The sequence below is a fragment of the Flindersiella endophytica genome (assembly GCF_054779015.1).
In genome coordinates, this window is sequence record NZ_BAAGYY010000023.1 from 222,578 (window position 1) to 244,151 (window position 21,574).

Annotated in this window: 24 protein-coding genes; 14 read left to right on the plus strand and 10 right to left on the minus strand. The window is 69.7% G+C overall.

Annotated features, from left to right (window positions below; translation table 11 throughout):
• Positions 1–26 precede the first annotated feature (26 nt).
• The 6 genes from pdxR (at position 27) to ACYVF6_RS25390 (ending at position 5,979) form a co-directional block, all read left to right on the plus strand.
• On the plus strand, positions 27–1,418 hold the full coding sequence (gene pdxR, locus ACYVF6_RS25365; RefSeq protein WP_460525021.1) for a MocR-like pyridoxine biosynthesis transcription factor PdxR: 1,392 nt from the start codon (positions 27–29) through the stop codon (positions 1,416–1,418).
• A gap of 55 nt (positions 1,419–1,473) precedes the next feature.
• A complete protein-coding gene (locus ACYVF6_RS25370; protein WP_460525022.1) occupies positions 1,474–1,953 on the plus strand; it encodes a hypothetical protein in 480 nt (159 codons plus the stop codon).
• Positions 1,954–1,968: 15 nt separating this feature from the next.
• Entirely contained in the window at positions 1,969–2,505 is a 537-nt protein-coding gene (gene folK, locus ACYVF6_RS25375) for a 2-amino-4-hydroxy-6-hydroxymethyldihydropteridine diphosphokinase (RefSeq protein ID WP_460525023.1), read from the plus strand.
• 207 nt (positions 2,506–2,712) lie between these two features.
• On the plus strand, positions 2,713–3,663 hold the full coding sequence (deoC, locus tag ACYVF6_RS25380) for a 2-deoxyribose-5-phosphate aldolase (RefSeq protein WP_460525024.1): 951 nt from the start codon (positions 2,713–2,715) through the stop codon (positions 3,661–3,663).
• A 5-nt stretch (positions 3,664–3,668) separates the two neighbouring features.
• Entirely contained in the window at positions 3,669–5,105 is a 1,437-nt protein-coding gene (locus tag ACYVF6_RS25385) for an aldehyde dehydrogenase family protein (RefSeq protein WP_460525025.1), read from the plus strand.
• Positions 5,098–5,979 (plus strand): aldehyde dehydrogenase family protein, encoded by an 882-nt coding sequence (locus tag ACYVF6_RS25390; RefSeq protein WP_460525026.1) that lies wholly within the window; start codon positions 5,098–5,100, stop codon positions 5,977–5,979. Before ACYVF6_RS25385 ends, ACYVF6_RS25390 begins: the two co-directional genes overlap by 8 nt.
• On the opposite strand, the gene ACYVF6_RS25395 is transcribed toward ACYVF6_RS25390, so the two are convergent.
• Positions 5,976–6,356 carry a VOC family protein gene (locus ACYVF6_RS25395; RefSeq protein ID WP_460525027.1) on the minus strand — a complete coding sequence of 127 codons (381 nt, stop codon included), beginning with the start codon at positions 6,354–6,356 and terminating at the stop codon, positions 5,976–5,978. The two genes, ACYVF6_RS25390 and ACYVF6_RS25395, sit on opposite strands and share 4 nt — an antisense overlap.
• An 89-nt stretch (positions 6,357–6,445) precedes the next feature.
• Here ACYVF6_RS25395 and ACYVF6_RS25400 point away from each other — a divergent pair, with 89 nt between their 5' ends.
• Positions 6,446–7,024, plus strand: coding sequence for a hypothetical protein (locus ACYVF6_RS25400; RefSeq protein ID WP_460525028.1), 579 nt, complete (start codon positions 6,446–6,448; stop codon positions 7,022–7,024).
• A 30-nt stretch (positions 7,025–7,054) separates the two neighbouring features.
• Here the strand turns inward: ACYVF6_RS25400 and ACYVF6_RS25405 are convergent, their stop codons facing one another.
• Positions 7,055–7,759 (minus strand): AfsR/SARP family transcriptional regulator, encoded by a 705-nt coding sequence (locus tag ACYVF6_RS25405; protein WP_460525029.1) that lies wholly within the window; start codon positions 7,757–7,759, stop codon positions 7,055–7,057.
• A gap of 144 nt (positions 7,760–7,903) precedes the next feature.
• Between ACYVF6_RS25405 and ACYVF6_RS25410 the strand changes: the two genes are divergently transcribed.
• Both ACYVF6_RS25410 and ACYVF6_RS25415 read left to right on the plus strand, forming a co-directional pair.
• Complete coding sequence (locus ACYVF6_RS25410; protein ID WP_460525030.1) at positions 7,904–8,761, plus strand: class I SAM-dependent methyltransferase; 858 nt, start codon at positions 7,904–7,906, stop codon at positions 8,759–8,761.
• A 46-nt stretch (positions 8,762–8,807) separates the two neighbouring features.
• A complete protein-coding gene (locus ACYVF6_RS25415; protein WP_460525031.1) occupies positions 8,808–10,055 on the plus strand; it encodes a cytochrome P450 family protein in 1,248 nt (415 codons plus the stop codon).
• Between the two features lie 169 nt (positions 10,056–10,224).
• On the opposite strand, the gene ACYVF6_RS25420 is transcribed toward ACYVF6_RS25415, so the two are convergent.
• Both ACYVF6_RS25420 and ACYVF6_RS25425 read right to left on the minus strand, forming a co-directional pair.
• The gene (locus tag ACYVF6_RS25420) at positions 10,225–11,241 is read right to left on the minus strand and encodes an alpha/beta hydrolase (RefSeq protein ID WP_460525032.1); all 1,017 of its coding nucleotides are present in this window, start codon (positions 11,239–11,241) and stop codon (positions 10,225–10,227) included.
• 118 nt (positions 11,242–11,359) lie between these two features.
• Positions 11,360–12,364 (minus strand): serine/threonine-protein kinase, encoded by a 1,005-nt coding sequence (locus tag ACYVF6_RS25425; protein WP_460525033.1) that lies wholly within the window; start codon positions 12,362–12,364, stop codon positions 11,360–11,362.
• A 108-nt stretch (positions 12,365–12,472) separates the two neighbouring features.
• Here ACYVF6_RS25425 and ACYVF6_RS25430 point away from each other — a divergent pair, with 108 nt between their 5' ends.
• Positions 12,473–13,012, plus strand: coding sequence for an RNA polymerase sigma factor (locus tag ACYVF6_RS25430; protein ID WP_460525034.1), 540 nt, complete (start codon positions 12,473–12,475; stop codon positions 13,010–13,012).
• 23 nt (positions 13,013–13,035) lie between these two features.
• On the opposite strand, the gene ACYVF6_RS25435 is transcribed toward ACYVF6_RS25430, so the two are convergent.
• Positions 13,036–13,689 carry a hypothetical protein gene (locus tag ACYVF6_RS25435; protein ID WP_460525035.1) on the minus strand — a complete coding sequence of 218 codons (654 nt, stop codon included), beginning with the start codon at positions 13,687–13,689 and terminating at the stop codon, positions 13,036–13,038.
• A gap of 48 nt (positions 13,690–13,737) precedes the next feature.
• Here ACYVF6_RS25435 and ACYVF6_RS25440 point away from each other — a divergent pair, with 48 nt between their 5' ends.
• Complete coding sequence (locus ACYVF6_RS25440; RefSeq protein WP_460525036.1) at positions 13,738–14,991, plus strand: hypothetical protein; 1,254 nt, start codon at positions 13,738–13,740, stop codon at positions 14,989–14,991.
• 8 nt (positions 14,992–14,999) lie between these two features.
• On the opposite strand, the gene ACYVF6_RS25445 is transcribed toward ACYVF6_RS25440, so the two are convergent.
• The 3 genes from ACYVF6_RS25445 to ACYVF6_RS25455 form a co-directional block, all read right to left on the minus strand.
• Positions 15,000–15,323, minus strand: coding sequence for a PadR family transcriptional regulator (locus ACYVF6_RS25445; RefSeq protein WP_460525037.1), 324 nt, complete (start codon positions 15,321–15,323; stop codon positions 15,000–15,002).
• A 62-nt stretch (positions 15,324–15,385) separates the two neighbouring features.
• A complete protein-coding gene (locus ACYVF6_RS25450) occupies positions 15,386–15,706 on the minus strand; it encodes a hypothetical protein (protein WP_460525038.1) in 321 nt (106 codons plus the stop codon).
• Positions 15,707–15,944: 238 nt separating this feature from the next.
• On the minus strand, positions 15,945–17,057 hold the full coding sequence (locus ACYVF6_RS25455; protein ID WP_460525039.1) for an adenosine deaminase family protein: 1,113 nt from the start codon (positions 17,055–17,057) through the stop codon (positions 15,945–15,947).
• 395 nt (positions 17,058–17,452) lie between these two features.
• Here ACYVF6_RS25455 and ACYVF6_RS25460 point away from each other — a divergent pair, with 395 nt between their 5' ends.
• Genes ACYVF6_RS25460 through ACYVF6_RS25470 form a run of 3 tightly spaced genes read left to right on the plus strand, consistent with a single transcriptional unit; the run spans position 17,453 to position 19,137 of the window.
• The gene (locus ACYVF6_RS25460; RefSeq protein WP_460525040.1) at positions 17,453–17,656 is read left to right on the plus strand and encodes an RlpA-like double-psi beta-barrel domain-containing protein; all 204 of its coding nucleotides are present in this window, start codon (positions 17,453–17,455) and stop codon (positions 17,654–17,656) included.
• Between the two features lie 12 nt (positions 17,657–17,668).
• On the plus strand, positions 17,669–18,268 hold the full coding sequence (locus ACYVF6_RS25465; protein ID WP_460525041.1) for a cell wall protein: 600 nt from the start codon (positions 17,669–17,671) through the stop codon (positions 18,266–18,268).
• A gap of 14 nt (positions 18,269–18,282) precedes the next feature.
• Positions 18,283–19,137 (plus strand): MauE/DoxX family redox-associated membrane protein, encoded by an 855-nt coding sequence (locus ACYVF6_RS25470; RefSeq protein ID WP_460525042.1) that lies wholly within the window; start codon positions 18,283–18,285, stop codon positions 19,135–19,137.
• A 177-nt stretch (positions 19,138–19,314) separates the two neighbouring features.
• On the opposite strand, the gene ACYVF6_RS25475 is transcribed toward ACYVF6_RS25470, so the two are convergent.
• Together ACYVF6_RS25475 and ACYVF6_RS25480 are read right to left on the minus strand one after the other, a co-directional pair.
• Entirely contained in the window at positions 19,315–20,193 is an 879-nt protein-coding gene (locus ACYVF6_RS25475; protein ID WP_460525043.1) for a phosphotransferase, read from the minus strand.
• Between the two features lie 5 nt (positions 20,194–20,198).
• A complete protein-coding gene (locus ACYVF6_RS25480; RefSeq protein ID WP_460525044.1) occupies positions 20,199–21,488 on the minus strand; it encodes a thymidine phosphorylase in 1,290 nt (429 codons plus the stop codon).
• Positions 21,489–21,574 lie beyond the last annotated feature (86 nt).

A 21,574-nucleotide genomic window follows, 5' to 3' on the forward strand; every position in this document is an offset into this window, starting at 1 on the left:
GCCGAGCATCCGGGCAGACTGGCCCGGTGGCAAGAGCCAGTGAATCCGCCGAACATAGGGCCAGCGAGCTGCTCCTCGAGCTGGAGCTGAAACGCGGCCGGCTGCGGCGCTCGCTGCGGGAGACCCTCCGATCGGCGATCCAGGACGGCCGCCTGGTCGCCGGCACCCGGCTGCCGTCCTCGCGTGCGCTGGCCGGCGACCTCGGCGTCTCGCGGGGTGTCGTCTCCGACGCGTACGACCAACTGGTGGCCGAGGGCTACCTCGAGGTACGGCCGCGGTCCGCCCCGGTCGTCGCCGCGGTGGCCGGGCCGCCGCCGCCGAGCGCGGAGGCCGTGACGCCCGGCTGGCGCTACGACTTCACCGCCACCACGCCGGACACCGGGCTGTTCCCGCGCCGCGAGTGGGTCCGGGCGGTCGAGAGGGCATTGCGGAACGCGCCGGACTCCGCGCTCGACTACGGCGACCACCGGGGCCGGATCGAGCTGCGAACAGCGCTGGCCGGCTACCTCGGCCGGGTACGCGGCGTACGCGCCGACCCCGGCCGGATCGTGGTCGCGCAGGGGTTCACGCAGGTGCTCGACCTGCTCTGCCGCACGCTGGCCCGCCGTGGTGCGCAGGCGATCGCGGTCGAGTCGCCGTCCCTGCCGGACGTCTGGTCGACGATCGCGGAGTCCGGCCTGGCGATGACCGGCGTTCCGGTCGACGCTGCCGGGTTGGTCGTCGACCGGCTGGGCACAGAGCCGGCCGTCGTCGTGACACCGGCCCACCAGTTCCCGACCGGCGCGGTCATGAGCCGGGAACGCCGGCTCGCGCTGCTGGAATGGGCTGCCGGCACGCGCGGGCTGATCGTCGAGGACGACTACGACGCCGAGTTCCGCTACGACCGGACGCCGGTGGGCGCGGTACAGGGCCTGGACCCGGCGCGGGTCGTGCACGTCGGCACCGCCGCCAAAACGCTCGCGCCCGGGCTGAGGCTGGCCTGGGCGAGCCTGCCCGCCGAGCTGGTCGAGGAGGTACGGGAGCGCAAGGCGTACGCCGACTCCGGCTCGCCGGCGATCGACCAGCTGGCCCTCGCGGAGCTGATCGGCTCGGGCGCGTACGAACGGCACGTGGCGCGGGCCCGGCAGGCGTACCGGCGACGCCGGGACCGGCTGATCGAAGGCCTGGCCGGCCGGCTGCCGCGCGGGTTCGAGCTCCGCGGGGCCGCCGCCGGGCTGCACGTCCTGCTCACGCTGCCGCCCGGCGCGGACGACGTGGCGCTCGCCCGGGCGGCCGCTGCGGCGGGGATCGGCGTGCGACCGTTGTCGCCGATGGCGTTGCGCGAGCCGGCGCCGGGCCTGCTGCTGGGGTACGGACGGCTCGGTGAGGCCCGGATCGGGCCGGCCGTGGCCGCGCTGGCCGGCGTACTGGCCTCATAATTCCCGCATCCGGTGGCACTGTCGGCAGGGCCAGAAGCGGTCGAGACTGCTGCGCATGACCGCAGAGCAGAACGACAACGACGGCCGCCACGACTTCGACTTCCTGCACGGCACGTGGCAGAGCAAGCAGCGGCGACTGGACAAGTGGGGCGTCGGCTCCGACACCTGGATCGAGTTCGAGGCCGAGCTGGAGTGCCGGCCGTACCTGCTGGGCCTCGGCAACTTCGACGAGCTCGTGATGCAGACGGACTCCGGTACGCAGAGCGGCGTCACGCTGCGGCTGTTCAACCCGGAGACCAGGTTCTGGAGCATCTACTGGGCCAACAGCAGGACCGCCGAGCTGGGCACCCCGATGATCGGCTCGTTCCAGGACGGGATCGGCCGGTTCTACGCCCACGAGCTGTACGACGGCAAGTGGATCTACAGCCGGTTCATCTGGACGCCCGAGGTGCCGCGTTGGGAGCAGGCGTTCTCGACCGACGGCGGCCAGACCTGGGAGACCAACTGGGTCGCGGACTTCACCCGGGTGGGCTGACGGCAGCATTGAGGCATGACTCGGGTCGTACTCGCGCTGGGATCCAACCTCGGTGACCGGATGGCGCACCTGTCGCGGGCGGTGGAAAGCCTGCGGCAGGCCGCGCCCGCGCCGGACGCACTGGCGGTGTCGGGGGTGTACGAGACTCCGCCGTGGGGCGACGACGAGCAGCCGGCGTACCTCAACGCGGTGCTCGTCGTCACCGCGCCGGAGGTGACCGCCGCCGAGTGGCTGGAGCGGGCGCAGTCGCTGGAGCAGGCCGCCGGGCGAGTCCGCGACCCCGCGCGGCGGTTCGGCCCGCGCACGCTGGACGTCGACGTGGTGGCGGCATGGGACGACGCCGGCCGGCCGGTCCGGCAGGACGATCCGGTGCTGACCGTGCCGCATCCGCGGGCGCACGAGCGGGCGTTCGTCCTGGTGCCCTGGCTCGACGTGGATCCGGACGCGGACCTACCCGGCCACGGCCGGGTCGCCGACCTGCTGGCAGCCGAGCCGGTGGCCTCGGACGTATCGACCGTGAAACCGGCCGGCAGGCTGGAAGACGAGGCCTGATCCGCACCACCTGCCTGCGCCACCTCAGGTGCGCCCCCAACCGCACAGTCCTGCCGCGCCGGCCGAGCCCTGCCACCCGTTCAGTCACCTCGTTCAGTCGGCCGTTCAGCCGCCTGAGCTGCCCGGCCGCCGAGATCTCGGCGTGCCGCCCGCCCTCCCGGCTACGGCCGGGTAACACCGCCGTCCGTTCGACCTAGACTGGCGGGCGTGACAGCTACGGCAGATGGTGCGCTGGCCGAGGTCACCGCGTCCGAGGCCAGCATGCGCAGGTTCTTGCACGGCCTCCCCGGCGTCGACCAGGTGGGCGCCGAGGCGCGGGCGGCGACCCTCGCCACCCGGTCGATCAAGACGACCGCCAAGGCGTGGGCGCTCGACCTCGCGGTCCGGATGATCGACCTCACCACGCTCGAAGGCCAGGACACCGCCGGCAAGGTGCGCGCCTTGTGCGCCAAGGGCATCCGTCCCGACCCGGCAGACGCCACCTGCCCGTCCGTCGCGGCGATCTGTGTCTACCCCGACCTGGTCCCGGCGGCCAAGCAGGCGCTCCAGGGCAGCGACGTCAAGGTCGCCAGCGTCGCCACCGCGTTCCCGTCCGGCAGGTCGAGCCTCGACGTCAAGCTCTCCGACACAGCAGCGGCCGTCGCAGCCGGCGCCGACGAGGTCGACATGGTGATCGACCGTGGCGCGTTCCTGTCCGGCCACCTCGGCAAGGTGTTCGAGGAGATCCAGGCCGTCAAACAGGCGGCGAACACAGCACACCTCAAGGTCATCCTCGAGACCGGCGAGCTCGCGACCTACGACAACGTGCGCCGCGCCTCCTGGCTGGCGATGCTCGCGGGTGCCGACTTCATCAAGACGAGCACCGGCAAGGTCTCGCCGGCCGCCACGCTGCCGGTGACGATGGTGATGCTGGAAGCCGTCCGCGACTTCCGCGAGGCGACCGGCCGCCAGGTCGGCGTCAAGCCCGCCGGCGGCATCCGTACGTCCAAGGACGCGATCCGCTACCTCGTCGTGGTCAACGAGGTCGCCGGCGACGACTGGCTCGACCCGGACTGGTTCCGGATCGGCGCGTCCAGCCTGCTCAACGACCTGCTCATGCAGCGAGCCACAATGGTCTCCGGCCACTACTCCGGACCCGACTACTTCACGTTGGACTAGGACCCATGCCCAGCTTCGAATACGCACCGGCGCCGGAGTCGCGCGCCATCGTCGACATCAAGCCGTCGTACGGCCTGTTCATCGACGGCGAGTTCACCGACGCCACCGACGGGCATCCGTTCAAGACGGTTTCGCCTGCCAGCGAAGAGGTTCTCGCCGAGGTTACCGAGGCCGGCCCGCAGGACGTCGACCGCGCGGTGGCGGCCGCTCGCCGCGCCTACGACGAGGTGTGGGGGCCGATGTCCGGCCGTGACCGCGCCAAATACCTCTACCGCATCGCACGGATCATCCAGGAACGCGCGCGCGAGCTCGCCGTCCTCGAGTCGCTCGACAACGGCAAGCCGATCCGGGAGTCGAGGGACGTCGACCTGCCGCTGGTCGCCGCGCACTTCTTCTACTACGCCGGCTGGGCCGACAAACTCGAGTACGCAGCCCTCGGGCGTAGCCCGAAGCCGATCGGCGTCGCCGCCCAGGTGATCCCGTGGAACTTCCCGATGCTCATGCTGGCCTGGAAGATCGCTCCCGCGCTGGCGTGCGGCAACACCGTCGTACTCAAGCCCGCCGAGACGACTCCCCTTACGGCGTTGATGTTCGCCGAGATCTGCCAGCAGGCCGACCTCCCACCCGGCGTCGTCAACATCGTCACGGGCGCGGGCGACACCGGCCGTACCCTCGTCGAGCACGCCGGCGTCGACAAGGTGGCGTTCACCGGCTCCACCGAAGTAGGCAAGGCGATCGCGCGAGCAGTGGCTGGCACGCGTAAGAAGGTCACGCTCGAGCTCGGCGGCAAGGCCGCCAACATCGTGTTCGACGACGCGCCGCTCGACCAGGCCGTCGAGGGCATCGTCAACGGCATCTTCTTCAACCAGGGTCACGTCTGCTGCGCCGGATCGCGTCTGCTGGTTCAGGAAAGCGTCTACGACGAGGTGCTCGCGAAACTCAAGCGCCGCATGAGCACGCTGCGCGTCGGCGACCCGCTCGACAAGAACACCGACATCGGCGCGATCAACTCCCAAGCCCAGCTGGAGAAGATCCGTACGCTCAGCGAGATCGGCGAGACCGAAGGCGCCGAACGCTGGAGCGCGCCGTGCGACCTGCCCGACCGCGGCTACTGGTTCGCGCCGACGATCTTCACCGGCGTCACGCAGGCGCACCGGATCGCTCGCGAGGAGATCTTCGGTCCGGTGCTGTCGATCCTGACGTTCCGCACGCCCGCCGAGGCGATCGAGAAGGCCAACAACACGCCGTTCGGTCTGTCGGCCGGCGTGTGGACGGAGAAGGGCTCGCGGATCCTGTGGGCGGCCGACAAGCTGCGCGCCGGCGTCGTGTGGGCCAACACGTTCAACCGGTTCGACCCGACCTCGCCGTTCGGCGGCTACAAGGAATCCGGATACGGCCGCGAGGGTGGCCTGCACGGGCTGGAGGCGTACCTCGATGTCTGATTCTGTTCCCGGCCGGTTGCCCGTCCGCAAGACCTACAAGCTCTACATCGGTGGCGCGTTCCCGCGCAGCGAGTCCGGCCGGAGTTACGTCGTGAACGACAGCCAGGGTGCCTTCCTCGCCAACGCCTCGCTCGCCTCCCGCAAGGACGCCCGCGACGCGGTGGTCGCCGCGCGCAAGGCGTGGCCGGGCTGGTCGGGCCGCACGGCCTACAACCGCGGGCAGATCCTCTACCGCGTCGCCGAGATGCTGGAGGGCCGCCGCTCCCAGTTCGTCGACGAGGTGTCGGCGTCCGAAGGCCTCTCGCGCGAGGCCGCCGAGGCCGCCGTCGACGAGAGCATCGACCGCTGGGTCTGGTACGCCGGCTGGGCCGACAAGGTGGGCCAGGTCTTCGGCAACGCCAACCCCGTCGCTGGGCCCTACTTCGACTTCTCCGTTCCCGAGCCGGCCGGCGTCGTCGCGGTGGTGGCGCCGCAGCAGTCGTCGCTGCTCGGGCTGGTCTCCGTCCTCGCACCGGTCGTCGTCACCGGCAACACCGCTGTCGTCCTGGCCGCCGAGGACCGGCCGCTGCCGTCGATCACGCTGGCCGAGGTGCTGGCGACCTCCGACCTGCCCGGTGGCGTGATCAACCTGCTGACCGGCAAGGTCGCCGAGGTCGCGCCGTGGCTCGCCGGCCACCAGGACGTCAACGCGATCGACCTCACCGGCGTCGCCGCCGCTGACCTGGCCGCCGACCTGGAACGCGCGGCCGCGGACAACCTCAAGCGGGTCCTCCGTCCGCCGGCGACCCCTGTCGACTGGACCGCGGCGCCGGGCACCGAACGGCTGGCGGCCTACCTCGAGACCAAGACCGTGTGGCACCCGCTGGGCATCTAGCCTTCTGGACGCCCGGTCCACAGGCCGAACGACACTCCCGCCGGGTCGCGAATCACGGCGAACCACCGGTCGTCACCGCCGAGCGCCACCCGGGTGCGTTCGACCGTGCCGCCGAGGCCGACGGCCCTGTCCAGGGTCGCTTCGAGATCGTCGACCTCGACGTACACCCGCGTCCCGGCGGCCGGGGCAGGCGCCGACGACGACGCACGCTGCAGGCCGCCGATGCCCTCACCGTCCTGCTGGATGATCCAGTAGTCGGCACCAAGCTCGGTGTCCTCGAACGCGGGCGCGAACGACCATCCCGACAACGCCGCGTGGAACCGCTGGAAGCGTTCCGGCTCGGCTGTCTCGACTTCCCACCACACGATCCCTGGCATGCGGATCAGGTTAGGCCCGCTCAGCGACGTGCGTCTCTCCGGCCAACCACCCCGCCACGCCACGGCCGGAGTGGGGTAGGAATAGGGCCGTGAGCACAGAATTCGTCAACGATCCGATCGTGCCGCTCGAGCTGGGGCTCGGCGTCGGCATGAGGTACTACACGCTCTACCAGCCGGGTTGGTACGTCACCGACTCCGACACCGGCTCGTTCCTCGGCAGCGAGGGTGAGGTCTACGCCTTCGAGTCGCTCGAGGAGCTGGCCGACTACATCGAGGAGACCGGCGCCGCCGGCGGGCACGACCTGGCGCGCAGCGAGCACTTCGCCGGCGTGCTCGAGTGGTCGCAGGACGACTTCGAGGAACGGTTGTGCACCTACAACCTCCCGGAACTGCCCGAACTGGTCGACAAGCACCTCGACCAGGAGGAGCAGGGCGCGCTGGGGTCGACGCTGGCGCTCCTGCTCGACCTCCTCGACTACACCAACGTCGAAGACGAGCACGCCGACGCCCTCCGCGACGACGACGATGTCAACAAGCTCGCCGCCGGCGACGAGGTGCTGGCGGTGTTCACCGCCGAACGGCACCGACAGCACGTCGTCGAGCTGCTGCAGCGGCACTGGGCTCCCTGCGTGGCGGCAGTTGCCTCACACGTCGGCAAGCCCGAGTGATCGTCCGCGACCACCCGTGAACGGCTACGGCTAGAGGTTGCTGGCCAGGCGGCCGACCTCCGTTCCGGTCACACGGTGCCCGAAAACCAACCGGACCAGGCGTTCTGACGGTTCCGCGCCCAGTTGTTCCCGCAGCAGGTCACGGAATCGCACGTACGCGCGGATCGCCTCGACCAGGTTTCCCTCGGCCAGGTGCACGCTGATCACCGCGCGATGAGCGCTCTCCCGCAGCGGCTCGCAGCGTACGGCTTCGAGTGCGAACTCCAGCGCCGGCGCGTACCCGCCCTCCAGCATCAGCCGCAGCGCCGCGGACTCCAGAGCGTGCAACCGGATCTGCCGCAGCCGTTCGCGCTCGAAGATCACCCAGTCGTCGTACCAGCCGGGCAGGAGCTCGCTCGGATGCCTGCACAACAATCCGCGATCCGCGTGTTCGGAAAGCTCAGCCACATCGACTGCTACGAACTCTCCGATACCGATCACCGTTTTCCCGGTCGTGACCAAATGCGGGACGAGTCGGTTGGCCCGCCAGATCGTGGTGCGCAAACTCGCCAGCGCCTGCGGCTCCGGAACGTCCGGCCACAAGGTGCCTGCGGCAACCAGTCGCGGAACCGGCCCGTGCAAGGCCAGCAACGCCAGCAGGCGTTGAGTGCTCGCCAGCACGTGCACCGGCCGGCCGTCGGCTTCGAGCCGAAATCCGTCCAATAAACCCAATCGAGCCGTTTCGACACCGTGCATAGTCCCGGACCTCCCCGAAACTGTGACGGCCCCGGAACGCCACGGTTACCGAACGGCCGAATGTTCTTCTGCGGGCGCTAGAGTGACACAGCCGGGAACGCAACGTGGCCAGTTGACGCCGCAGAGATCAGGAATAATTGGTGCATGATGAGTGAGACCGAGTGGGTCCCACCGGGTGTTGATCCCACCCGCCCAAGCTCCGGCCGGCTGTACGACTACTACCTCGGCGGCACCGCCAATCTCGAAGTCGACCGCAAGGCCGCCGAGCAGATCCGGATGATGGTTCCCGAGCTCGAGGACGCGGCCTGGTCCAACCGAGGTTTCCTCCAGCGGTCCACGCAGTTCCTCGCGCTCGAGTGCGGCATCACCCAGTTCATCGACATCGGCGCCGGGCTGCCGACCCGCAACAACACCCACGAGGCCGTGCAGTTCCGCGACTTCGACGCCGAGGCCGAAGGTGTCGACTTACGCTCCCACGTCGTCTACGTCGACAAGGACCTGATGGTCGTCCTGCACGCCCAGGCGCTGCTGCAGGATGTCGCCAACACCGCCTTCATCCTGGGCGACCTGCGCGACCCGCGGAGCATCCTCAACCATCCCGACACCCGCTCGCTGATCGACTTCAGCCAGCCGGTCGGCCTGATCATGGCCGCGGTCGTCAACTTCGTGCCCGACGCCGAAGACCCGTGGAGCATCGTCGCCGAATACATGGACGCGCTCGCGCCCGGCAGCTATCTCGTGCTCTCCCACCCCACCGCCGACGGCCAGAACGAAGAAGTCATCGGCCGGGCCGTGGCGGTCTACGAGCAGGCGACCGAGCAGCTCTACGTCCGCACCAAGGACGAAGTCGGGCGGTTCTTCGACGGCCTCGAGCTCGTTCCGCCTTACGACGGGGCGAAACGGGAGCTCACCTACGTCGGGCTGTGGGGCGCCGAAGACGTCGACGCGGCCGACAGCGACGGATCCCGCTTCGTCTATTGCGGAGTCGCACGCAAACCGTAGTCTCCGAGATCTTGAGACATGCCCGTTTTCGGCCGAAGATGTGCGTATGGCCGACGAGCATTCCCCTGACCTTCGACTCGATGACGCATTCACGCAGGACCCGCATGCGTTGAACGCGCGGCTGCGGGCCGAGGGTCCGGTCCACGAAGTGATCCTGCCGTTCGGCACCCGGGTCTGGCTGGTCACCCGTTACGACGAGGCGCGGGCCGTTCTCTCCGATCCGTCGCTGTCGAAGGCCGGCCGGCGCCAGGCGGAATTCCTCGGCCGGCCTGGCGAGCAGCCACGCGACAGCGCGCTCATGGAACACCTGATCAACTCCGACCCGCCGCAGCACACGCGGCTGCGACGCCTGGTGAACAAGGCGTTCACCGTACGCCGGATCGAGGCTCTGCGGCCGCGGATCGAGGAGCTCACCGCCGAGTTGCTCGACTCGCTGGACGATTCGTCCGGACCGGTCGACCTGCTGTCGTCGTTCGCGCTTCCCCTGCCGATGACGGTGATCTGCGAACTGCTCGGCGTACCGATCGACGACCGCGACAACTTCCGCACCTGGTCGGAGGCGATCCTTTCCGACAAGGGTGATCAGGCCGGTGCGTCGAAGGCGATGGCGGGGTATCTCCTGCAGCTGATCGGCGCCAAGTCCGCCACCGGCTCCGGTGCCGCGGATTCGCCCCCCGAGCCGTCCGACGATTCGTCCGACGATCTGCTGAGCGCGTTGCTCCGCGTCCGCGACGAGGACGGCGACCGGCTGAGCGAGCCGGAGCTGCTGTCGATGGTGTTCCTGCTGCTGGTCGCGGGGCACGAGACAACGGTCAACCTGATCGGCAACGGCATCCTCGCGCTGCTCGCCGATCCCGCCCAGCTCGACACCTTGCGGGCCGATCCGTCGCTGATCCCAGGGGCGGTCGAGGAGTTCCTGCGGTACGAAGGGCCGGTCGCGCTGTCGACGATGCGCTTCACCACCACGCCGCTGCGGGTCGGCGACGTCGAGATCCCGGAGGGCGCGTTCGTCCTGGTGTCGCTGCTCGGCACCAACCGCGACCCCGCGCTGTGCTCCGAGCCCGACCGCCTGGACGTCACGCGCAAGCCGGTGCCCCACCTCGCGTTCGGCCACGGCATCCACTACTGCCTCGGCGCACCGCTGGCCCGGCTGGAAGGCGAGATCGCGTTCCGGGGCTTGCTGTCGCGCTTCCCGCGGTTGCGACTGGCCGTGCCGGCCGCGGACCTGAGGTGGCGAGGCGCCACCATGGTCCGCGGCCTGGAGTCCCTCCCCGTCCTGCTCTCCCGCGAATGACCACGTTAACCACGTAATTAGCGGGTTAACCACGCCCCGGAGCGTGGCGAAGCACCTACTGGCGTGGCGCTGTGTCGATTTGCGGCTCTGCCGCGTGGGCCAAACGCGTGGCGAAGCGCTAATGACCACGTTAACCAGCTAAAAGCGTGGTTAACGTGGTCATTCGCGGTCAGCCGCACGGGTCGGCCAGCCACTGGCGTACCCGCGCCTGGTAGGCCTGCGTGTTCATCGCCAGGTTCACCGAATGCCCGACGCCAGGCAGCAGGAACGTCCGCAGGCAAGGCGATCCGGCGTAGAAGGGCAGCTCGAGCTGTCGCATGTAGTCCGCGCTCGAGCAGTTGCCCAGCAGCGGGTTGCACATCACCACATCCGCGTCACCGTTGACCACCAGGACAGGCACGCCGATCAGCGCGGACGACGGCACGACCGCGCCCAAGCTCACCGCGTCCGCGGCTTCGGCCGCCGACAGCACGTCCTTGAAGTCCTCGTCCAACTCCACGACCTGCTCCTCGGTCGTGGCTGTCCGCAGGAAGTACTCGGTGCGGGTGCCCGGACGCGTGGTGAGGTAGGTCGGGTCGTATCCCTTGCCGCCGAGAACCGGGTCGGTCAGCACGGGATACATGCTGTTGACGAACAGCCCGGCCGCGCCCTCGACGTTGAACGTGTGCGCGTATCCCGTCAGCAGCACGCCGTCGACGTCGCGGTACGTCGCGGCCTCGACGACCGCGATCACCGAGCCGAGCGAGTGCCCGCCGAGCACGACCTTGCCGAACGGCTGACCGCCGAGCTTCCCCGAACGCAGCCGCGAGATCACCTCGTGGATCGCCCCGGCCTGAGTCGTGGTGGTCGCCAGCAGGCTCGGCAGCTTCGCGCTCTTGCCCGTGCCGAGCCGGTCCAGCGTGAACGTCGCGTAGCCCGCAGCGTTCATCGCCTGCCGGAAGTTGTAGACGTCGGCCTTCCAGGGAAAGTCCCAGTAACTGCTGTTGTAGGTGCCACCCGGCACCAGCACCATCACGGTCTTGGCACCCGCGGGTGTGCACAGCTTTCCGTGCATGGTCGTCCGAACCAGCAAAGCGATGCTGACCGGTACGTCGACCTCCTGGCAGACCGGCTCGTCGGCCTGTGCGGGCACCGGCACCAGCACGAACGCCAGCAACGCGAGAATCGAGCCGAAGGCCCCAGCCACACGTCGTCCAGCCCGTCGCATGAGCTCCGCCCCTTCGTGTCGTGGCCCTGCCGCTGACCCCAGCTGAGTGACCGATCCTTTCGCTTCCGTGAGCACGGCGCAAGCGTTTGGGACCACTTCAGCTCAGCAGCAACCAACCGGCGTAGAAGCCTCCGACGAACAACACCGCCGCGCTCACGCCGAGCGCGACCCAGCCGACCACCACGAAGCCCCGCGACCGGTCCGCCGGCTCGCGTTCGTCCGCGTCGTCTGTCTCCTGGTCGAGCGGATCGCCGTCCTCACCGAACTTCACGGCCCGCTTGGTGTCCTCGTAGGCGGCCTCGAGCGCGTCGGCGAACTCCCCGGCCGTCTGCCAGCGTTTGTTCTGGTCGTACGCGAGTGCGCGCAGCACCACGGCTTCGATCGGGCCCGGCACACCCCACGGCCGGATCTGGGACGGCGCCTGTGGTCGTTCGGCCTTGTCGCGGGTCACGACGTCGGTGGCGTCCTTCACCTCGAACGGAGGCTGGCCGGTCAGCAGGATGTAGGCGACCGCGCCGAGGCTGTAGATGTCGGCGCGGTGGTCGAAGCCGCCGGGCGCGCCGGCCTGCTCGGGCGCCATGTAGCTCGGGGTGCCCGCGACCTGGGTCAGCCCGGACGCCTCGGCCAGCGCCTTGGCCATGCCGAGGTCGGCGAGGACCAGCCGGATGCTGCCGTCGCGTTCGGTACGAAGCAGCAGGTTGCCGGGCGTCACGTCGCGGTGGACCACGCCGTCCTCGTGCAGGTCCTGCAGGGCGCGAGCCGCCTCGACGGCGTACGCGATCGCCTGCTCCAGCTCCAGCGGGCCGGCCTTGATCTTCTCGTCGAGCGACCCGCCGTCGGCGTAGTCCATCACGAAGTACGGCCGGCCGTCGTCGTGCTCGCCGATGTCGTAGACGCGGACCGCCCGGTCGTCGTCGATGCGGCGCAGCAGGCGGGCTTCGTAGAAGAAGCGCTCGCGGATGTCCTGCCGGTGCGACCAGTTGTCGGCGAGCACCTTGACGGCGACTGGCACGTCGAGCTTGTCGTCGTGGGCCAGCCACACGGTCGCGAAAGCGCCCGAACCAACTCGGCGAACGATGCGGTACCGCCCGATGTGGTCCAAGGGCCACAACCACCCTTCGTTTCGGATCTCAGCTCGTCATTACAGGTCGGCGTGTGTTACCTACTATTCTCAGCGTGGCAGGTTCCCGACGATCACGAGGGATACACGATGGAGGAGCTGGAGCCGCTCGCCGCCCGGGCGGTCAGTGGCGACAAGGGGGCGCTCGACGAGCTGCTCGCGCGGATTCGTCCGGAGGTGCTCCGCCGTTGCGCCCGGTTCCTGCCGTGCCGTGAGGATGCCGAAGAGGCCTGCCAGGACACCCTCATGACGGTGGCCACCAAGATCGGGACCTTGCGCAACGCCGAACGTTTCGGGCCGTGGCTCGGCGTCGTCACGTCCAACTGTGCACGTCAGACGTATCGCAGCCTGAAGCGGCGGTTCGCCGAGCAGGCCACCGAGCGGCCGCCGGAGGTCTCCGACCCGCGGACGACCAGCGTGATCGCGGGGTCGCGGATCGACCTGCTCGACGCGCTGGAGGACCTCGAGCGGGCCAAGCCCCAGCTCGTGCCCCCGTTCGTGCTGCGCGACCTGGGCGGGCTGTCCTACAACGAGATCGCCTCGCAGCTCGACACGCCGCTCGGCACCATCAAGGCCCGCATCCACGAGGCCCGCAACCTGTTGTCCGGCCGGCTCCGGGTCACCCTCTGAGTCGCCGCCGGCGCCAGTAGCCGTCAGTCGTCGTCGCGGCGCAGGGAGCCGATCGTCGTGGTGACGACGGGCTCGATGTCGTCCAGATCCTCTGACCAGCTGTAGACGCCGACGAGATACACCACGTCGCCCTCGTCGAAGTAGCGTTCCAGCACGTAGCGTCGGCGCTTGTCGAGCAGGAAGCTGTAGCGCAGCTGATAGCACGGCTTGTCGCGTTCCGGTGCGTCTGATGTTTGTACGCCCAGGAACTCCTGGTCGATCTGGTGGTACCCCGGAAGCCCGGTCTTGCGGTGCAGCAGCCCGTCGAGGTTGTCGGACGCGACGTTGCGCGGGCTCAGGCTGTTGCCGTCGGACGCCAGGAAGACCCGGACGCGGAGCCAGGTCTCGTTGGGCGCGATGTAGTCGCGGAACAGGCCGTCCTTGGACCCCCGCATCGTCTCCTTCCAGCCGTCGGGCACCCGGACGCGTACGACGTCACCGCCCAGCACCGCCGAGGAGTCGGCCGGGATCGGGATCGTCACCCAGTGGTAGGACTTCGGCAGGCTGGTTCCGGCCAGCTGCCGTAGTCCGGGAATCCAGCCGGGTGCGGAGCCCGCGGCGCCCACCGCGGCACCGGTTCCGAGCCCGCCGGTCAGAGCGGCGCCGAGGCAGATCAGGATGCTCCGTCGGGACGGCACGACGGCGAACCTCCTCTCCTGGCCTGCACTACTGGCATGATGGGGCGCGTGCCTGCGGTGTACGTATCGGACCCCATTGTCCCTGTAGAGCTACGACTGCTCACAGGGCGGCGCTACACGTTGTACCAGCCCGGCTGGTTCGGCGCCGACGACGACACGACTCCGTTCCTCGGAGATCGTTCTGACGTGTTCGGATTCGGCACGCTGCAGGAGTTGCAGGCGTTCGTCGGATCAGGTGCCGCGCACAGCCTGACCGGCAGCCGGCACTACTCCGCGCTGCGTTCGTGGCGGCTGCGCGACTACTCCGACAAGCTGTGCTCGTACGACCTCTGCGACCCTCCGGAGCTCGCCGACGGCAAGCTCGACAGCTCTGAGGACCGTTCGCTCGGCTCGACGCTCGCGCTGATGCTCGACCTGCTCGACCACACCGGCGTCGACGACGAGCACGCGCAGGCCCTGCGCGACGACCGCGAGATCAGCCGGCTGGCGGGCGGCGACTCCGTGGGCGGCGTGTTCCGTGCCGATCAGCGCCGCAAGCAGGTCGTCGAGCTGCTCGACCAGCACTGGGCGTGGTGTGTCGGGCAGGTCTCCAGCCGTTTCACCGAACCTGAGTCGATCCCGCCGCTGGCGGCCGAGCTGGCCGACGTGGGCGCCGACGACGCCGACCTCGCCGATGGCAGCGACCTCGACGACCTGGGCGAGGTTGGTGACGACTACGACGACGATCACCCGCCGCTGGACGAAGTGTCCGACCTCGTGACGACGTGGTGGGGCTTCGAGGACGTGGGCTTCTACAGCCTGCGCACCACGGTGCTCGACGACGGCCTGCCGTTGTACCCCGGCCGGCCCGGAAACGACAATCGCATGCTGGTGTGGCTCGACCTCGACGATCTGGTCGGCCGCGTGCGCACTGGTGCGGTCGCCGGCCTGCCCGCCGACAGCCTGCCGGGCGACACCGACTTCGACCCCCGGCCGCACGACGAGTTCATCGTCGACCTGCACGGGATCAGCGCCTCCCTCACGACAACGATGGACTCCGACCAGGCCGCGACGATGCTCGGCGCGTGGATCGAGCTGGTCCGGCTGGCCGAATGGGGCGACTGGCTCGACGTCGCCGAACTCCTCGACGTGGGCTCACCGATCGGCGCGTTCAGCGTCGGCTGCCTGACCGACCTCGCGCGTTCGGCGCCCGGATCCGACCGCGCGCTGGAAACCGCCGATCTGGAGTCGGTACGCACCGACTGGGTGGCGCTGCTCGACGTACTCCGGGCCCGCATGCAGGTCGCGCCGGTCGCGGGCTGACCGCGCTCCTACAACACCTCGGCGACCAGGCCGGACATCGTGTGCGAGAACTGCTGCCAGACCTTGGCCGACTCGACCAGCTGGGCACGTCCGCGCTCGTTCAGCCCGTAGTACTTACGATGCGGGCCCTCCTCGCTCGGCTCGACGTACGACGTCAGCAGGCCGGCGTTGTAGAGCCGGCGCAGCGTGCCGTAGACCGACGCGTCGGCCAGGCCTTCCAGGCCGGCGTGGCGCAGCCGGCGGATCACGTCGTAGCCGTAGCCGTCCTGCTCGCGAAGGGCGGCCAGCACCGCCAGGTCGAGCACGCCCTTGAGGAGTTGAGTCTGATCCATCGTGCGCCTCCCTCATTCACGATGGATAGTACTCCAGACTGGACAGTAGCTACCGCAGGCGCTCACCAGCGCAGGCCGCGCTGCGACAGCTCGATCTCCAGCTGGATCCGGTCGAGGTTCGACAGCGGGCTGCATCGCCCGCCGACGTCGACCTCGAGCGCGCGGCAGGCGAGCAGCAGCGTGTCGTCGTAGGCCCGCTCGAGGGCCCGCAGCCGGAACGCGCGAGCCCACCGCTGCTGGTCGCCGTGTACGCGGTAGGCCTCCGCGCCGAGCCGCCTCAGGTCGGCGGTGATCCGCTCGATCGGCCGGGACACAACCGTCGGCTGCGTCGGCGTCCGGCGCAGAGCGTTTCCGAGCCAGCTGAACATGCGTGCCGTGGTCACGGCACGTGACCTCCCACACGAGAGCGAAGCCCTTTCAGCATGCCTCGTTTCGCTCGCGCTGGCTAGACGATCTATTCCAAGAGGTCGCCTGACGCGCGACGCCTGGCATCCACGCCGGCTGCGTTGTCGTCGATCGCCGGAGGCCCCTCCTGGCTCCTCCTCCGCCTTCCCAGCGCGGCGCCATGCGCCGCGCGCTTGACCGGCGACCCCTTGGAATAGATCGTCTAGGTGGCGCCCGCTAGATGCCGTGCTGCATCTGGGCGAACGCGCGTTCGGCCGACAGCGCGGCGTATCCCGGCTTGATCACCTCGTTGATCACCGCCAGCCGCTGGTCGAACGGCAGGAACGAGCTCTTCATCGCGTTCACCGTGAACCACTGGAAATCGCTCAGGTCGTACCCGAAAGCCTCCGCCAGCAACGAGAACTCCCGCGCCATCGACGTGCCGCTCATCAGGCGGTTGTCGGTGTTGACCGTCACCCGGAACCGCAGTCGCGTCAGCAACCCGATCGGATGCTCCGCGATCGACGGCGCCGCACCCGTTTGGAGGTTGGACGACGGGCACATCTCCAGCGGGATCCGGGTGTCACGCACGTACGCCGCGAGCCGTCCCAGCGTGGCCGTGCCGTCGGACCCGAGCGTGATGTCGTCGACGATGCGTACGCCGTGGCCCAGCCGGTGGGCCCCACACCACTGGATCGCCTGCCAGATCGACGGCAGGCCGAATCCCTCCCCCGCGTGGATCGTGAAATGGGCGTTCTCGCGCTGGAGATACTCGAACGCGTCCAGGTGCCGCGTGGGCGGATATCCCGCCTCCGCGCCGGCGATGTCGAACCCCACCACGCCCTCGTCGCGATAACGGACGGACAGCTCCGCGATCTCGCGCGACCGGGCCGCGTGCCGCATCGCGGTCACGATCTGCCGCACGATGATCGGGTGCCCGGTGCCGGCCGCGCGCTTCTCGCCTTCGGCGAACCCGTCGCGTACGGCCTCCACGACCTGGGCCAGCGTCAGACCACCGTTCAGGTGTTGCTCCGGCGCATAGCGGACCTCGGCGTAGACCACGCCGTCGCGGGCGAGGTCTTCGGCGCATTCGGCGGCCACGCGGACCAGCGACTCGCGGTCCTGCATCACGGCGACGGTGTGGTCGAACGTCTCCAGATAGCGTTCCAGGGAACCCGAATCGGCGCTCTCCCGGAACCACCTGCCAAGCGCCGACGCGTCTCGGGTGGGCAGCTCGTGCCCGATCGACTCGGCCAGCTCGACGATCGTCGCTGGTCGCAGGCCGCCGTCGAGGTGATCGTGCAGCAACACCTTCGGCGCTCGGACGATTTCTTCGGGCGTCACACTCATGCCCCGATCATTCCTCAAGCGGTCAAACGCGATTCCGCTCGGCTGGCAGTTTGCTGCCAGAGCGGCAACCATTTGCGTCCTCTCCACTTGACCCGGCATCGGTTGGCGCCCACCTTCGGGTACTGGAGTGCCCAGCCGGGCACCCTCCTCTCGTTCGAAGAAGGGAGGCCGGAATGGCCTGCGGCTCGACCTACCTGTGGCGCGGCGAAACCACCTGGTTCTGCTGTGGCGCGGCCTGGGGACCCTGTGGCAGCGCCGGTGGTGGCGCGTGCGGCAACTGCCGGTCCGCCTCGAACCACGGCGCCTGGCCGAACGCTTCACAGGCGTGCTGGGACATCACCCGACCCGACCTGTGCGGTGAGGGTGGCATCAAGCGCCGTGGCTGCGGATCGGTCATGAACGTCAAACACCAGTGCACCGGCGCGACCGTGTGCATCACGATCACCGACTGCGGCCCGCGTACGAAGAGCTTCTGCGGTGAGGCGACCTGCTGCGGCGGTGAGTGCCGGACCAACCGGATCCTCGACCTCACGCCGGCCGCGTACTCCGCCATCGGCAGCCTGAGCTCCGGCAAGCTGCCGGTCTGGATCTACGAGTAAAGGGGCGGGACGATGACCTCTGTGGACCGGCGCCGTTTCCTTACCGGAGCGGCTCTCGGCGGCGCCACGATCGTCGGCGCCAGCGCACTCGGCGGGCTCGACGCGGACGCGGCGTTCGCGGCTCCGCAAGCACCGATCGACCAGGCGATCACCAAGACCTCGTTCGCCGAAGGCCGGATCGCGGCCATCAAGGGCAGCACGCTTTCCGTCCACGGATCGTACGGCGAGCGGCACCTCATCCAGCTCACCAACGCCACCAGCGTCTGGAAGCTGACGCACACCACGGCGTCCGCGATCGAGGTCGGCGACGGCCTGTACGCGCGCGGCGTCCCCATGCCCGACGGCACCATCGCGGCCGACGCGGTGTGGGTCAACATCGTCAACCTGTCCTGCACGATCCGCGGGCTCGGCAAGGACCGGCTCTCGCTCCAGCACGGCAACCACGCGCTGGTCGGCCGGGTCGTGCACGGGACCACGGTCGCTTCGTACGCGGACGCGGCCCCGACGACGGACCTGTCGCGGCTGAAGCTCAACCAGGCGGTGCAGGTGCTGGGCGCCTGGCGGCCGTCCGACGACAGCATCGACATCGCCCGGCTGATGTCGGCGCACTAGGTGGAAGGCGCTCCATGCGACTGATCATCGATCTGGTTCCGCTACTGCTCGGCGGGCTGCTGGCGTGGACCGGTGCGGCCAAGGCGTTCAGCCGTACGCTGCGCCGGCAGGCGGCGGACTCGGCGCTGCTGAAGCTCGTGGGCGAGCTCGAGCGGACGGTGCTTGCCTTTCGTACGTTGGGAATCGCCGAGCTCGTCCTGGCGGCGGCGCTGCTGCTCGTACCCACCTGGTGGGTGCCGGCCGCTGGTGTGACGCTGTTGGGCTCGGGCTTCGTCGGGTATCTCGCGTACGGCCGGGCCAAGGCACCGAAGTCGTCGTGCGGGTGTACGGCGGGTCCGGCTCCGATCAGCTGGCGGGCGTTCGCCCGGGCCGGGCTGGTCGTGGCCGGGGGCGCCGCTGCGTTCGCGGTGACGGGGCCGTGGTGGCAGCAGGTGGCCGGTCGGCCCTTGGGCGCGCTGGCCGTCGTCGTGGTGGCGGTGCTGGTCGTCGGCGCGCTGTCGACGGACCTGGATCGCCTGTGGCTGTTGCCGCTGCGGCAGTTGCGGATCCGGCTGTTCGGAACGCCGCTGTCGCAGGGCTCGGCCGGCAACCCTGTCGCGGCGAGCGTCGAACTGCTCGAACGCAGCCTCGCCTGGGAGTCGGCGGGCCCGATCGTCCGCTCCGGCCTGATGGAGTGGTGGGACGAGGCGGGCTGGCGGATCCTGCGCTACACCGGCCGCTACGGCGAGGACGCGGAGGCCCGCCAGGTCTCGGTGCTCTTCGCCCTGGACCCGCAGGCCTCGGTGTCCACCACCACCGCACCAGCGATCCGCGTCGTGATCGTCGACGACGCCACCCAGGAGATCCTGCCTGCCCTGCAGGCCGCGTGAGGTAGGCGTCGCTGCCCCGACCCCGGAGGGGTGGTTCGGGGCAGCGGCGCCCTCCCGCACATCGCGGCCGCCGCGACTACTCCGGGTCGCATTCCGGGGCTGCCGCAGTTTGCGGCTACCGCAAATCGCGGCCTGCTGAGATCGAGGCAGTGCACCCGCCGGCAACCACGAGCTCGGTCAGCCGCCCAGTGCGGCCAGGTCCTCGCGCATGCACCGCAGTCCGCTCTCCAGCGACACCTCGCCGGCCCCGGCCGCATGCTGCCGCAGCAGCCACGGCAGGCCCCAGCAGGCGTCGACCCACCGGAACGTCCTCAGCTCGGCGAATGCCACCTCCACCTCGACCCCCACGCCGGTGTGCCGGCGCAGCTCCCCCAGGTAGGCCGCGAGCAGCTCCCGCTGCGTACGACCGGTCGCCTCCGCCAGCGGAAACAGGATCGAACCAATGTCGGCGAACCGCGGCCGGTACGCCAGCGTCTCCAGGTCGAACACCACCAGCGCGGCCTCCCCGTCCCGCACCGCCCAGCCGACCTGATGGAAATAGAACTCGCCGTGACACAGTGCCGTCGGCATCGCGTCCACCTCGGCGGCCGACCGCCGATAGGCGTCCCACCACCGGTCCGCCTCCCCTGCGGCGACCTCCTGGATCGCCGCCCGCACGGATGCTTCGAACGAGGCCTGCGGCGTCCCACCACCTGCCGCCAGGGCGACCGCCGGCCGCGCGGCGTTGAGCACTGCCGTCACCCTCAGCAACTCCGACACCTCGCAGTCGGAGCCGAGGTCGACGCCCACCCGCGACAGGCACTCCAGAGCAATCACCTCGACCGGCGGCCGGTCCTCCACCACACGTAGCAGCCGCGGCACCGGCACCTCCGTCCCCGCCAACGCACGGTAACGCCCGGCCTCGTGCCGTCGCGGGTTCGAGTTCGCCTTGACGAACAACCGCCCCCCACTACGAAACGTGACGATCGCCGACCACGTCCGGTCGTTCAGGCTGCTCTGCTCCTCCACCGAAGCAGGTACGCCGAACCCCAGCTCGGCCCAGTCCGGCTCGACCAACAACCTCAGCTCAACCGGTCGATGATCAACGGCCTCGAGGGCCTCGACCCCAGCGGCGCCAGCTGGATCGCACCGTCCAGCGCCTCCAGAGCCCGCCGGAACCGCCCCGGCTCGTCGGCGTGCAGCGTCATCACCGGCTGCCCCGCCCGTACGAACGCTCCCGGCTTCACGTGCAGCTCCACGCCGGCCCCGGCCGAGACCGGATCCTCCTTGCGCGCCCGCCCGGCCCCGAGCCGCCAGGCCGCGATCCCCACTTGGTACGCGTCCAGCCCGACCAGCACACCTTCGGCCGGCGCGTAGACGTGCTCGGTCTCCTTCGCCACTGGCAACGGCGCCGACGGATCCCCGCCCTGCGCGGCCACCATCCGCCGCCACACGTCCATCGCCTGTCCGCGCGCGAGTACGTCCGCCGGGTCGTGGTCACCGTCGACTCCGGCGGCGGTCAGCATCTCCCGCGCCAGCGCCACCGTCAGCTCCACGACGTCGGGCGGCCCGCCACCGGCCAGCACCTCGACCGACTCGCGTACCTCCAGCGCGTTCCCCGCGGTCAGCCCAAGCGGCACCGACATATCGGTCAGCAGCGCGACCGTACGCACACCGGCCGCGCTCCCCAGCTCGACCATCGCCGACGCCAGCGCACGCGCGTCGGACGCGTTCTTCATGAACGCTCCCGACCCGACCTTCACGTCCAGGACCAGCGCCGACGTACCCTCCGCGATCTTCTTGCTCATGATCGACGAAGCGATCAACGGAATCGACTCGACCGTCCCCGTGACGTCCCGGAGCGCGTAGAGCTTCCGGTCGGCCGGCGCCAGCGTGTCGGTCGGCGCGCAGACCACCGCACCGACGTCACGCAACTGCGACACCACCTCGTCGAACGACAAGGAGGCCCGCCAGCCCGGAATCGATTCCAGCTTGTCGAGCGTCCCGCCGGTGTGCCCGAGCCCACGCCCGGACAGCTGCGGCACCGCCACCCCGCACGCCGCGACCAGCGGCGCCAGCGGCAACGTGATCTTGTCGCCCACCCCGCCGGTCGAGTGCTTGTCCGCGGTGAGCTTTCCCACCCCGGAGAAATCGAGCCGGTCGCCGCTCCGGATCATCGCGTCGGTCCAGCGGCGCAGCTCCGGCCCGGTCATGCCCCGGAACAGGATCGCCATCAACAACGCCGACATCTGCTCGTCGGCCACGATTCCACGGGTGTACGCGTCGACCACCCAGTCGATCTGCTCGTTGCCGAGCGCGCCCCCGTCACGCTTGACCCGGATGACGTCGACCGCATCGAACGGTTCAGCCACGTACCTGCCTGCTTCCCTGAATGCGCCTTGCCTGCGGCTCAATCCCACCACACGACGACCAGCAGGCAAGCGCTCAGGTCGCCCGA